This is a genomic window from Spiroplasma endosymbiont of Tipula paludosa (assembly GCF_964264785.1).
Classification (GTDB): Bacteria; Bacillota_I; Bacilli_A; order Mycoplasmatales; family Nriv7; genus Nriv7.
The window spans coordinates 1,098,650-1,111,700 of sequence record NZ_OZ183484.1; the positions used below are offsets into that span (position 1 = coordinate 1,098,650).

A 13,051-nucleotide genomic window follows, 5' to 3' on the forward strand; every position below is an offset into this window, starting at 1 on the left:
GAGGTGCAAGATGAAATTTTGCAAATGAATAATAGAAAAAAATAACCATTTTATTGAATTGAATCGCACCTCATTTTTAATTTTATGACATTGAGGAGCAATTTGATACATTTACAACGGTTATTTCAAAAACATTGTGAGCTATTTATTTTTAGCCGGTTGTATTTTAGTTTTCCTTTTTAAAATCGGTAATTTCACACAAATTAACAAAGTGATTAACTTCTTAAAAAACTCACCATTAAATATTGTGATTGGTTCGTTAGGAACTGGAAAAACCGCCTTTCTAGTATATGCAGCAAAATTACTAAAAAAGAAGAAATATCACATCGCATCAACTTTCCCATTACTAGAAACCCAAAAATTAAGCTTAGGGCATATGGGATTATTAGACTTTGATTATCCGGTATTGCCAGACAAAACCTTACTGTTGTGAGATGAAACCAATTTATTTTTAGAAGGAACCGATTGAGAAAAAAATAATACCAAAAACGAAGAAACTGGTATTCAAGAGTATTTCGCTCTTGCACGCCATTTCGGTCATATTGTTCTCGCTAGTGGTCAAAGAGATAAACATATTTGAGTTAAAGTTCGTGATATTGCCAACAATGTGATTGTGGGAATTCGCAAAAAACCAGTTAATATTTTTCGCCCCTACTTAAAAGTCATTTATGGCACCTTTACGAGCATTGAAGAATATGAACGCTGACGAAACACCTTAATTGATGCTAAAAATAATAAAAAGGGTCGTCGCATTAAATATCGCGATATTCCTGAACTTGATATTTATTTTTTTAAACTAAAAATTCCTTTACCAATACTTAACACTTACAATTCTTTTTACCTAGCGTTTTTAAGAGATTACTTAAATTCAAAAGTGAATCCTGACTATGAAGATAAATACTATAATGACACATCAATTGATTTAGAAGACTTAGAATACTTAAAAATGGATAAATTTAGCAAATTTTTAAGAAAAATGAAAGAAAAGGAATAATGAAAAATGGAAAATCTCGCAAAAATGGCCGACTTTCTCGCTCAAATGCTTTATAAAGTTTTTGACTTAATTTGAAGTTTAGAAGTACCAGGAACAAATATTCAACTAATATTTCCTTTATTCTTAACGCTGGCTGTAGAATTTCTTATGGCAATTATTCTTGGATTTGGTAGTCAACAAGTTAATTTAGAAAAACAACGCCAATATGCGGTTAAAAATAGTGGCCGTTTAAGTGCATGAGGAAAAGTCAAAAAACAAATAAAACCAATAAAAACAAAACAAGGTAACTAACAATGTTTAAACTAATTATTATTTTTATCTTAATAACTGTTCTTGGATTATTAGCTGGTAGTCATTTTGAAACTTTAACAAACTACATTAGCGAAGGTCTTGCCAATTTCCAAAAGTTTATTACTAGTAATTTAACAATTTTAGAACTATTTAAACCAATGGCACGAACATTTTCACAACATCCAATCTTTACCATTCTTGGCGTTACTTGTGTACTTATTGCTTTATTTATTGTGATTAAAGGACGATAAAAATATGAAAGGAGAATTAAAATGAAAAAATTTTTAGCAAAATTATTTAAAAAAGATAATTTAAAAGAAAAAATGTCATTAAAATTAAGAATTAAAAATTGATTTAAAAATCATTGGTTAAAAATATTGCTTAGCATTATTTTTATCTTTATAAACTTAATACTTTGAGCTTTAACTTTATTGGATACTAAGTGAGTAATGGGAACAAATGACGAATTTATTGATTTTATTGAAAAAGATATGTATAAGTTTTTTGGTTTAAATACCGCAATTATGTTGCTTGGATTATTTGTTTATTGATTTGGTAGTGCAATATTTATTGCTTTTCAAGTTGAAAAATTAGTTTGACTTATTGTTAAGAAAATTAAGGAAAAAAGAGCTTTGAAAAATGAAACTAAACAAACTCATTAATTTTTTAAAAAGATATTGATGAATAATACTTAATTACATTATATTCATATCTTTAAGTATAGTTTTATTGTTACATACAGATATTGAAAATTTGCAACAATTTATTAAAAATTTTGGAGCAATTGGTAAGTTAATGATTATAGGTTATTCCTTAGTATGAGTAACCATAACAGAAATAGTAAACTGCTTAATTCGTTTTATGTTAAAAAATATTAAAACTAAAAGAATAATGAAAAATAAAATATTTTAAAAAGGAGTGATAAAAATGTTTATGAAAATATTTACCGTGCTAACTATTGGTTTCAATAACATTTTTACCATTCCACAAAACATTAATAATGACAAAGCAACAGCACAATCACTAATTAGAAGTAAAAGGCAAAATAATGAATCATACGAATTAAACTTAAAAAAATCAAAATTAACACTTAAATCATCAAAAGATGACAACAGCAAGTGAAATCAAAAATGAGAAATAAAAGTTAATGTAGAAAATGAATTTATGCCCAAAAACTTGCCTCCACGAATGAAACTTAATGGTTGAGAATTTTATGTTGACAAAAATGACAAGATTACACTACCAATATTAAAATCATTAGAATATGATTTAAATTGAGAAAAAAACAGTGAACCAAGATATTGAGAAAATAAAGATTTTTTATCATATCAAAATAAAAAATTAAAAAACATAAAAATGAAAGTACAAGAATGAGATAAAAATGAAAGATATGTCAAATGAAAAATATTAGAATTTGACGCACAATCAGAAATTAAACCCTCGACTGATATTGATTTGCCAGAAAAAACCACCAAATTTGATGGCAACCATAACTATAACGATGTTCTTGATAATCTTGATTACTTAATGATTCACCGTGGTGATTTTGATAAATTTAATTACTCGTATCTCTATTGAACGCCCGTATTTAATTTCATTGACACTCTAGAAAAAGGTTATTACAAAGAATTTACGATTAAAAATCACGGCTTTAAAGACGAGAGCTATTTTTATCATAAAACTTCTAGTGATAAAAATGTAGTAAATGAGAATGTTTTGAAAATTAAGGCATTTAACAAAACTCTAATTGCCGGAAATAAGTATTTACAATTGCTACACGGTGAAACCGAAATCTGAAAATATAACACTGTAAATACTAACGATTATTATTTAATTAAGTATCTCTTTGGTACCTTAAATTACCTCAATGTTAGATTTAGTTTTCTGCGCTATGACCCCAATTTAAAAAATGATATTTACCTATATTTTAAAAACAACATTCCTAGTATTAACAACAGCGATTACAAAAATGTTTTTGATGAAATCTATGAAATTCTTGGCAATTTCTTTGCTAGTTTATTTTATGCGACTTTTGATATGGACGAAAAAACTCATACCGAAATTGATTTTAAGGGTGTAGAAAACTATAAGAAGGATTACTTTATTCAAATCGGTTTCTTTTATCGTTCATTAATTACCTTTTATCCCAAAAAATACTTAGTAAATATTATAGGAAACTCAGAATTATTACTAAGAAGTTATTTCTTTACTTTTGACAAAAAAATGCACCAAGAGAATTACAATGTTATTAACAACACTAATGGCATTTATCAAATTGATTTTAATGTCCTTAAATCTTACGACAATAAACTGATTACCTTGCCAACCAGCAAGACTGCTAATAGTATTAATTATCTCAATACCGATATTGATATTCGTTATGGTATTAATATTTTTACCCTAACCTTTCCTCTTTATCACAAAGGTAATATCTCTAATTACAATTTTAAAATTTATGACTTTAATGTCTTAAATTCCACAGCCTTTATTCCTGATGGTTCCACCAACTCAGAATGAGATGACTTAATCCCGCCAGCAAATTGCAAATATTCAGGGCGATGAATACCCACATTTAATGATATTGGTTGTGCCATTCAAAATGCTAGTATTAAAATGCTAAACTGAATGCTGACAGCGTCACAAATCATTACAATTTTGCGACCATTAGCAATTATTGCAAAAGCAACAGTTAACTTTTCAACCGCCATTTTTCCAGTTTTTAAAACGGTGCCAGCTTTTTACTATACCTTTCAATTTTTAATCGGTTTTGCCATTTTTCTAATGATATTAAGAATTTTTGTATAATTATTATATATATATATATATTAAAAAAACAAAATAAAGGAGTTAAATTTATGAAAATTTTAAATATAATAGTTCTTTTGGGGCTGACAACATTGCCAATAGTTGGGTGCTCTAAAAAAGAAAATAAACCAATATTAGAAATTAAGAATGAATCATACGAATTAAACTTAAAAAAATCAAAATTAACACTTAAATCATCAAAAGATGACAACAGCAAGTGAAATCAAAAATGAGAAATAAAAGTTAATGTAGAAAATGAATTTATGCCCAAAAACTTGCCTCCACGAATGAAACTTAATGGTTGAGAATTTTATGTTGACAAAAATGACAAGATTACACTACCAATATTAAAATCATTAGAATATGATTTAAATTGAGAAAAAAACAGTGAACCAAGATATTGAGAAAATAAAGATTTTTTATCATATCAAAATAAAAAATTAAAAAACATAAAAATGAAAGTACAAGAATGAGATAAAAATGAAAGATATGCCAAATGAAAAATATTAGAATTTAAAAATAATTAAACTGTTAAAATCACTACCCCCAAAATGTAGCTTTATATGACGATACTGCTCTTAAACAACTAAGTAAGCAACTTTTTATTTTTTCTCTTTTATATTTTGACAAAACAAAAAAACAGTAATTAATTAAAATTACTGGTTTGAATAGTTTGCTTATTTTTCAAAAACAATTAAACTATTGAAGTATTAATAATTAATTTCGGCTCCGCTTCTTGTGCCAAAGAAATTTTTGCTTTTCCATTAAAAGTTATACTGTTATCTTCATTGATAGTAATTTCATCTGGCAATAAGCTATGTTTTTTTAATATTTGCGTCGCCTCTTTAATTGATAATGTAATTGTTTATTCCTTGTTATTATCATCAATTATTTTAGCAGTAATTGTTCCAGTAATTTTTTGTTTTAAATTTAGTGCATTTTCAAAATGAATTTCTCGGACTGAATATTTAAATATTATGCGTTCGTGAGGTGCCAAGTCTATTTCATCTCCTACATCGCTAAAACAATATAAAATCATTTCTTGTTCTTGTTTATTAATATTTGATAATACATTAATGATTTCAGATTATTTATTAGACTTGGTACATAACCTTTAATTTTATCTACTATTTTGATAATTATTTTTTAGATGAAATACAAATGTTAGATAAATACAAAGATAAAAATGAATTTTATAGTTTAGTCGGCATAAAATGTTATAGTTATGTACCAAGTCTATTATTTAAATTAACAAAGTTATGTAATTGCATTTCATCATCAGGATTTATATTTTAACCATTTAATTTATTTTCTTGTTTTACTTTAGTTAATCCTGTTGTAATTTGAAATACTAATTTTGATTTTGTATCATAGTTAAATTTAGGTATTTTAACTGTTTTTATAACTGAAGAATTATTAATGCGTTTTCTCTTTTTAAAACATGCCTCTTTAAAATTAAAAATATGTAATAATTCTGAATCTAAAATTTTTATGGTTTTTATTTAGAAAAACTTGTAATTATGAGCTCATGCAATTTTCCCTTCATATTAAATATCATGCCCCTGTCCCGACAATAGCACCTTCAATATTACCTATGATAGGAACCACGGTCCCCACGGCCAGCCCACCACCTAAACCAATAGCAGCTTCAGTAAAATTAGTTTTAGATATTTCCGGAACTTGACAACTACTTCCCGCAGAAGCGTGATCATTAAATCATAATGTATGTTCTCTTCGATAATTTCAATCTGTCATACTTCCCATAATTCCAGTAAAAGATGCTAATTGCCCTCCATACGGGAGCGGTGATTCTTCATCATCATGCATTCTTGTAGGAGTTAAAAATGAATTTAAACCAGAAGAATTAAATGTATCAAATGTTCCTGTTCATGGATCCATATATGTATAAATAGCATTATTATATTCATTTGTAACACCAGTAATTAAAATAAAATGACTATGATCATCTTCATTTAATTGTCTAGAACCATGATACATAAATGCAGCCGGAGCATCATTTTGCAAGCTATAGGAAACAAGATTATAAAATCTATTAGTAATAGTATTATCATTATATGCTAAATCAAAATTATTTATTGAATATGTTCTACTATGATTTAATCTATTAACTGAAATAATATTATTAATTCTGGCAGTTCAATCTTCCATTGTTGTTCCGCCCTCTTGTGTATTCATTCGCTGAGCTAAAGTATTTTGAAATTGTTGGTTGGTTTGATTATTAAAATTGTTGTCTGCTGATTGTAATCCAAAATATCTTAATATCGCCTCAGCAATAGCGGGGCCACACCAAAAATCTTCTTGTTGTGTAACTGAATTTAAAATTAAATTAATTATTCTATTATTGTTAGCCCTTCTATTCAATGTGGGTGAATTTGTCGGGGTATTTTTATTTAATAAATTTAATTTAATAATATGTACACTATTAATTTTGTCAGGATATGTTTTAATAAACATTATTGGTCCATCAATACCATTAATTTTTGTTGCGGTTGTTTCTCCAGCTTTACGTAAATAAATCCCATTTGTGGTTCCGAAGTAAATATCACCAATTTTACGATTGCCACCATCAGTTGTAAAAGTATACATCGTTATTACTGGATTAGAAGCAATAGTTTGTTTATTTGCAACACTATTTCCGTCAATATAATAAACATCACCTTTAAAAGTTATAACATGTACAGAACCATTATTATTATGATTATAATGTTGTATTAAAACAACAGGATCATTGATCTCTTCAATTTTAGTTACGGTTGTTTCTCCAACTTTACGTAAATAAATCCCATTTGTGGTTCCGAAGTAAACATCACCAATTTTACGATTGCCACCATCAGTTGTAAAAGTATACATCGTTATTACTGGATTAGAAGCAATAGTTTGTTTATTTGCAACACTATTTCCGTCAATATAATAAACATCACCTTTAAAAGTTATAACATGTACAGAACCATTATTATTATGATTATAAGGTTGTATTAAAACAACAGGATCATTGATCTCTTCAATTTTAGTTACGGTTGTTTCTCCAGCTTTACGTAAATAAATCCCATTTGTGGTTCCGAAGTAAATATCACCAATTTTACGATTGCCACCATCAGTTGTAAAAGTATACATCGTTATTACTGGATTAGAAGCAATAGTTTGTTTATTTGCAACACTATTTCCGTCAATATAATAAACATCACCTTTAAAAGTTATAACATGTACAGAACCATTATTATTATGATTATAAGGTTGTATTAAAACAACAGGATCATTGATCTCTTCAATTTTAGTTACGGTTGTTTCTCCAGCTTTACGTAAATAAATCCCATTTGTGGTTCCGAAGTAAATATCACCAATTTCACGATTGCCACCATCAGTTGTAAAAGTATACATCGTTGTTATCGGATAAGGAACATCTGTTTCTTTTTTTAAACTTGTTTCAGAATTAATTCAATATATTTCAGTATTAACATTAATATTAGAATTATTTTCTTTTTTAACTCTATTTAAATTTTCTGAATTATTTGTTTGTTGATAATTAATTTCTTTATTTATTATTTTATTTTCTGGTATTTCTGCTGAGGCATTAGCTAAGATTATTGGCGTTATGCTCGATAAACTCGTAATTGTTGTTAGCATAGCTAGTAATTTTTTCATATTAATTAAATCCTTTTCGTAAATTTTTAATAATTAATGCTAAATTGTAAAGTTAAGTGCAACTAAATTATTTTTCTAACCAAATATTCGATTGGCGAAAGATAATTTAGTATTTTTCTTGGTCTTTGGTTTAAAGACAATATAAATTTATGAACTGCATTTTTAGTAGTGTTTGAAAAATTAAATTTTTTAGGAAATTTTTCTCTAATTAAACCATTAGTATTTTCATTAGTACCTCTTTGTCAAGGTGAATATGCATCAGCAAAATAAATTTTCACATTTAAATTTTTTTCAAGTTGTTGTCAATTAGCAAATTCTTTACCCCTATCAAATGTTATAGTCTTAACAAGATTATTTGGAAGAATTGATAAATAATGACTAATATTTTTGTTAATAACTTTAGTAGTTCTATTTTCAACTAATATTGCTAAAGTAAATCTTGATGTTCTTTCAACTAAAGTTATTAAACATGATTTACTTTTACCTCGTGATGATACTACAGTATCACCTTCTCAATGGCCAAGAGTTATGCGATTATTAACATTTCGTTCTTTAATGGATTTACCATTAAATTTACCCCGATTTTCTTGAGATTTTCGTTTCTTACCTTTTCTTCTTAAATTTTTACTAGTAACCTTTTCAAGTAATCCAGAATAAATTCAATTGTAAATTGTTTTAAAACTAATAATTCATTCTTGATGAAAATTTTTAATTCTGCCATAAATTTGTTCAGGCGATCAACCTAATAATAATTTTTGTTGTACATATTTTACTAATTCTCTATTTTTAAATTTATGAAAATAAACATGTAATTGTTTTCTATTTTCTGCTTTATTTTGTGCAATTAATGAAAAATAATGATTATTATCTTTATTTCTATTAACTTCTCGATTAATAGTACTAATACTTCGATTAAGATTTTTAGCTATTTCACTAATTTTTACTTTAAATTTCAATTGATTCTCAATATAAATTCTTTCATCTATGCCAAGATGTTTGTATCCCATATAAAAACTCCTTAAATTTACTTTTTCTAAAATAAACTTAGCATCATGAAATTTTTATATGAAATCTTTTGCAATTTTATTTACTTGCACTTACAAGTATAATTCAGCTAATAAAATTAATAACACCTTTCCTTTTCTCCAAAAATTAATCTACAGTCTCTTTGCTTTGGAATTTAATTATATATCATCAAATAATAATTTCTATCATTTTTTCATATTCATATTATTTAATACTACTTCTAGAAAAAATTATCATTAAAGCAGAAAAATAAACTAACTAAACTTTATTAAAATTACTATCAAGAAAGGTAATTTATTATGTTAAAAATTAATAATAATGTAAAAACCTTAGAAAATAAACATTGATTTAGTTTATTTACAACCCATAAAAACATGTACACCAACAAATGTGAACAATTAGCTAATGAATACGAAAAATTAGATGAATACTTATATAAATATCATTATCGCTTAAAACAAGGTTATAAAGTAGTTCATTTTGCATCAAGAACAATTATTACAATTTTTGGTGATGTTACTTTTAAACGACGCCGATATAAATATTGAAATCAAAAATCAGGTAAATTTGAATATGTATGTTTGTTAGATAAAGAAATTGGTATATTACCCAAACAACGCATTTATTTTGATGTCAAATTTAAAGTTTTAAGTCTTCTAGGTGATGGCAAACGCTATCGTGATGTTTTAGATGCTCTAAATCATTGTTATATTTCAAAAGGTAGTATTTCAAATATTTTAAATAAATACGATATTGCCGAATATTTTCAACTAGCAGAAAAAGAAACTAAAACTAGCATTGATGTCAAAAATAAGGATTTATATATTCAAATAGATGAGACATTTTTAGCGACATTAGATCATAAAGTTAAACAAGACCAAAGAATTCGTTTAGTTACTTTTCATACCGGACATAAAGAAAAAAAATACAAAAATGCTCGTAGAGAATTAGAAAACAAACGAGGTCATTTTCTAATGTTAAAAGTTGGTAAACGAATAAATACAATGGATTATCGTGATTTATTAATTAGAGAATTACAAAAACATTATGTAAATATTAATTACGACAGAATAATTGTTTGTGGTGATGGTGCTACTTGAATTAGAGAAATTGCGAATAGTTTTGGTAATGTTAGATATATTTTAGATGGGTATCACCCTATTAAAAAATTCAAACAAACGGCATTTAATATTATTTTTGAAAATCGCAAAGTAACACTAAATAGTTGAATTGAATTATATAAAAATGGAAATCATCAAGAATTGATAAAAAACATTCGTAATGTCGCTAAAAATGAATTAAATAAAGATATTAAAACAAATTTAAGAAAGGCGAGTAATTATTTCAGTAATAATAAGCAAGGTATTCATAATCAAAATTTAGAATGAAATATCGGTTGTAGCATTGAAAGTGATGTATCACATTTGGTGAAACAACAATTAGGCTATGGAGCAAAAATATATAATCATAAGAATTTAAATAACTTATTACATTTAAGAATGGCAAATTTAAACAAATTAAATGTATTGCATTATATTAATGAAAATATTAATTCAGAAATAGAAATCAGAAAAGAAATATATAAAAATTCATTATGAAATAAATATAATAATAAAAATGATGATAGTTGAATTAGTAAAGGTAACATTGTATATACAAATAAATATATTACATTTAAGTAAGTAAAAATATTAGTTAAAATTTAATAAAATTAATAATTTTTTATTGTGTAAAAATTCAATAATATGATAAAATGAAAATGAATAAAAATGACAATAACAAGAAAGGCAGGGTTAGTTTAATAATTAAATAATATAATTAGCTGATTGTTTTACTTCTTCAAAGCAATACCTAAGAAAACTAAACGCGACCATTAATAATTTTTTATTGTGCAAAAATTCAATAATATGATAGAATAGTAATGAATAAAAATGACAATAACAAGAAAGGCAGGGTTAGTTTAGTAATTAAATAATATAATTAGCTGATTGTTTTACTTCTTCAAAGCAATACCTAAGAAAACTAAACGCGACCTTTTTTTACGAATAAGTTTACATTCTTTTAAAATAGTTATATAATTTTATCGGTTAATAAAAACCATTATATATGGCGACTGTGGCGTAATGGTTATCGCATTGGTTTGTGGAACCAACATTCGTGGGTTCAATTCCCATCAGTCGCCCCATTTTTATTTAAATTAAAATATTCTCATAAATGTACTTTCCTTTATAGGTCGTATAAAGTTTTCAGGGGTCTAGATATAATCTAGATCTCTTTTTTCTTTAACTAAAAATATGTTTCTAAAAGAATCTTTCATTAGAAATTCTTAATGAAATTTAATTAAATAGCAGTCTTGTTATTAGAAAGGAGCATAGCTAGTAGAGGAGGATGTATAAAGTAAATTTATAAAATAATGCATTAAATAACAGTTAGTTTTAAGACTATTTTTAGAAATGCCAAATTGTAAAGTTAAGTGCAACTAAATTATTTTTCTAACCAAATATTCGATTGGCGAAAGATAATTTAGTATTTTTCTTGGTCTTTGGTTTAAAGACAATATAAATTTATGAACTGCATTTTTAGTAGTGTTTGAAAAATTAAATTTTTTAGGAAATTTTTCTCTAATTAAACCATTAGTATTTTCATTAGTACCTCTTTGTCAAGGTGAATATGCATCAGCAAAATAAATTTTCACATTTAAATTTTTTTCAAGTTGTTGTCAATTAGCAAATTCTTTACCCCTATCAAATGTTATAGTCTTAACAAGATTATTTGGAAGAATTGATAAATAATGACTAATATTTTTGTTAATAACTTTAGTAGTTCTATTTTCAACTAATATTGCTAAAGTAAATCTTGATGTTCTTTCAACTAAAGTTATTAAACATGATTTACTTTTACCTCGTGATGATACTACAGTATCACCTTCTCAATGGCCAAGAGTTATGCGATTATTAACATTTCGTTCTTTAATGGATTTACCATTAAATTTACCCCGATTTTCTTGAGATTTTCGTTTCTTACCTTTTCTTCTTAAATTTTTACTAGTAACCTTTTCAAGTAATCCAGAATAAATTCAATTGTAAATTGTTTTAAAACTAATAATTCATTCTTGATGAAAATTTTTAATTCTGCCATAAATTTGTTCAGGCGATCAACCTAATAATAATTTTTGTTGTACATATTTTACTAATTCTCTATTTTTAAATTTATGAAAATAAACATGTAATTGTTTTCTATTTTCTGCTTTATTTTGTGCAATTAATGAAAAATAATGATTATTATCTTTATTTCTATTAACTTCTCGATTAATAGTACTAATACTTCGATTAAGATTTTTAGCTATTTCACTAATTTTTACTTTAAATTTCAATTGATTCTCAATATAAATTCTTTCATCTATGCCAAGATGTTTGTATCCCATATAAAAACTCCTTAAATTTACTTTTTCTAAAATAAACTTAGCATCATGAAATTTTTATATGAAATCTTTTGCAATTTTATTTACTTGCACTTACAAGTATAATTCAGCTTTTTTAAAAAAACTATGGTATTATTTAGTTAGACACTTTTGCTTTCCTAAAGCGGTGTGTCTTTAAAAGGATTTATTTTTAAGTATTCGATGCATTGTACAATGCATCGAATACTTTTTTGATATCAAGTTCCTGTTGCCGTTCTTGATGTTTGGGTGATTGATATGGTGTTGTTACATGATTATTATTGACATTCGCGATTTCATCTTCCGATACTCCGGTATCTGTATTTTTTTTACGAGATAATAAAAATGTTTTTAATTGTTCCTGCTCTTTGGCCACTTGTTCTCGATGTCATTCCATACTCTCTTGTGCATTTTTAAATTGTATTAAAAAAGGGTTGGTTTTTTGCATATTTTTAAAGCGTTGGTTTTCCACTGTTAAAAAGTGGAAGCCTTTTAAGTTATATTTTTTAATTAATTCACGCCCACTAATTTTTTCGCGTCAGTTTTTTTGGGTGTCATAACAGTTATAAACATAATTGGGGATAATCCCAATTAAATAATTTTGTTTATTTTTATCTAAATGACAAAATTTCTTCGGGACGGAAATATAGTACTCAAAAACGCGGACTTGAAAACTATCCTCAGTAAATTTTTTATTCACACATTTTTTTGGCGTAAAAAAATTTGAAATATCTTTTAAGGAATTTAATTGATTGAAGGCTTCTGATTTATTTTGTAAGATTGCTGTTTGCATAATCTATATGCTCCTTTCTGTTTTTTTAACACCCGATTGG

At 26.0% G+C, this 13,051-nt stretch carries 14 protein-coding genes and 1 tRNA gene; 10 read left to right on the forward strand and 5 right to left on the reverse strand.

All coding sequences use genetic code 4. The annotated features are described in order from the left end of the window. Positions 1-10: 10 nt before the first annotated feature. From ACFEL5_RS06605 to ACFEL5_RS06630, 6 genes are all read left to right on the forward strand, one after another. Positions 11-994, forward strand: a complete 984-nt coding sequence (locus ACFEL5_RS06605) for a hypothetical protein (RefSeq protein WP_375315267.1) — start codon at positions 11-13, stop codon at positions 992-994. Positions 995-1,000: 6 nt separating this feature from the next. After that, entirely contained in the window at positions 1,001-1,285 is a 285-nt protein-coding gene (locus ACFEL5_RS06610) for a hypothetical protein (protein ID WP_342189513.1), read from the forward strand. 2 nt (positions 1,286-1,287) lie between these two features. Continuing rightward, positions 1,288-1,536 (forward strand): hypothetical protein, encoded by a 249-nt coding sequence (locus ACFEL5_RS06615; RefSeq protein ID WP_215826579.1) that lies wholly within the window; start codon positions 1,288-1,290, stop codon positions 1,534-1,536. 21 nt (positions 1,537-1,557) lie between these two features. Then, complete coding sequence (locus tag ACFEL5_RS06620; RefSeq protein WP_375315268.1) at positions 1,558-1,947, forward strand: hypothetical protein; 390 nt, start codon at positions 1,558-1,560, stop codon at positions 1,945-1,947. Positions 1,948-2,212: 265 nt separating this feature from the next. After that, positions 2,213-4,090, forward strand: coding sequence for a hypothetical protein (locus ACFEL5_RS06625; RefSeq protein WP_375315269.1), 1,878 nt, complete (start codon positions 2,213-2,215; stop codon positions 4,088-4,090). 50 nt (positions 4,091-4,140) lie between these two features. Further along, positions 4,141-4,617, forward strand: coding sequence for a hypothetical protein (locus tag ACFEL5_RS06630; protein WP_375315270.1), 477 nt, complete (start codon positions 4,141-4,143; stop codon positions 4,615-4,617). Between the two features lie 338 nt (positions 4,618-4,955). On the opposite strand, the gene ACFEL5_RS06635 is transcribed toward ACFEL5_RS06630, so the two are convergent. Continuing rightward, positions 4,956-5,129, reverse strand: coding sequence for a hypothetical protein (locus ACFEL5_RS06635; RefSeq protein ID WP_375315271.1), 174 nt, complete (start codon positions 5,127-5,129; stop codon positions 4,956-4,958). A 122-nt stretch (positions 5,130-5,251) separates the two neighbouring features. Between ACFEL5_RS06635 and ACFEL5_RS06640 the strand changes: the two genes are divergently transcribed. After that, the gene (locus ACFEL5_RS06640; protein ID WP_375315272.1) at positions 5,252-5,386 is read left to right on the forward strand and encodes a hypothetical protein; all 135 of its coding nucleotides are present in this window, start codon (positions 5,252-5,254) and stop codon (positions 5,384-5,386) included. 222 nt (positions 5,387-5,608) lie between these two features. Here the strand turns inward: ACFEL5_RS06640 and ACFEL5_RS06645 are convergent, their stop codons facing one another. Both ACFEL5_RS06645 and ACFEL5_RS06650 read right to left on the reverse strand, forming a co-directional pair. Then, positions 5,609-7,753, reverse strand: coding sequence for a hypothetical protein (locus ACFEL5_RS06645; RefSeq protein ID WP_375315273.1), 2,145 nt, complete (start codon positions 7,751-7,753; stop codon positions 5,609-5,611). 62 nt (positions 7,754-7,815) lie between these two features. Next, entirely contained in the window at positions 7,816-8,760 is a 945-nt protein-coding gene (locus tag ACFEL5_RS06650; RefSeq protein ID WP_338966716.1) for an IS30 family transposase, read from the reverse strand. Between the two features lie 58 nt (positions 8,761-8,818). Between ACFEL5_RS06650 and ACFEL5_RS06655 the strand changes: the two genes are divergently transcribed. The 3 genes from ACFEL5_RS06655 to ACFEL5_RS06665 all read left to right on the forward strand — a co-directional run bounded on the left by ACFEL5_RS06655 (position 8,819) and on the right by ACFEL5_RS06665 (position 10,964). Next, positions 8,819-9,019, forward strand: coding sequence for a hypothetical protein (locus ACFEL5_RS06655; RefSeq protein ID WP_375315138.1), 201 nt, complete (start codon positions 8,819-8,821; stop codon positions 9,017-9,019). Positions 9,020-9,078: 59 nt separating this feature from the next. Next, entirely contained in the window at positions 9,079-10,461 is a 1,383-nt protein-coding gene (locus tag ACFEL5_RS06660; protein ID WP_375315137.1) for an Mbov_0401 family ICE element transposase-like protein, read from the forward strand. A 427-nt stretch (positions 10,462-10,888) separates the two neighbouring features. Continuing rightward, positions 10,889-10,964: transfer RNA gene (locus ACFEL5_RS06665), tRNA-His, on the forward strand. A gap of 294 nt (positions 10,965-11,258) precedes the next feature. Here ACFEL5_RS06665 and ACFEL5_RS06670 read toward each other — a convergent pair. Beyond that, positions 11,259-12,203: an IS30 family transposase gene (locus ACFEL5_RS06670; RefSeq protein WP_338966716.1), complete on the reverse strand. Its 945-nt coding sequence runs from the start codon at positions 12,201-12,203 to the stop codon at positions 11,259-11,261. Between the two features lie 187 nt (positions 12,204-12,390). Beyond that, positions 12,391-13,011: a hypothetical protein gene (locus ACFEL5_RS06675; protein ID WP_375315287.1), complete on the reverse strand. Its 621-nt coding sequence runs from the start codon at positions 13,009-13,011 to the stop codon at positions 12,391-12,393. Positions 13,012-13,051 lie beyond the last annotated feature (40 nt).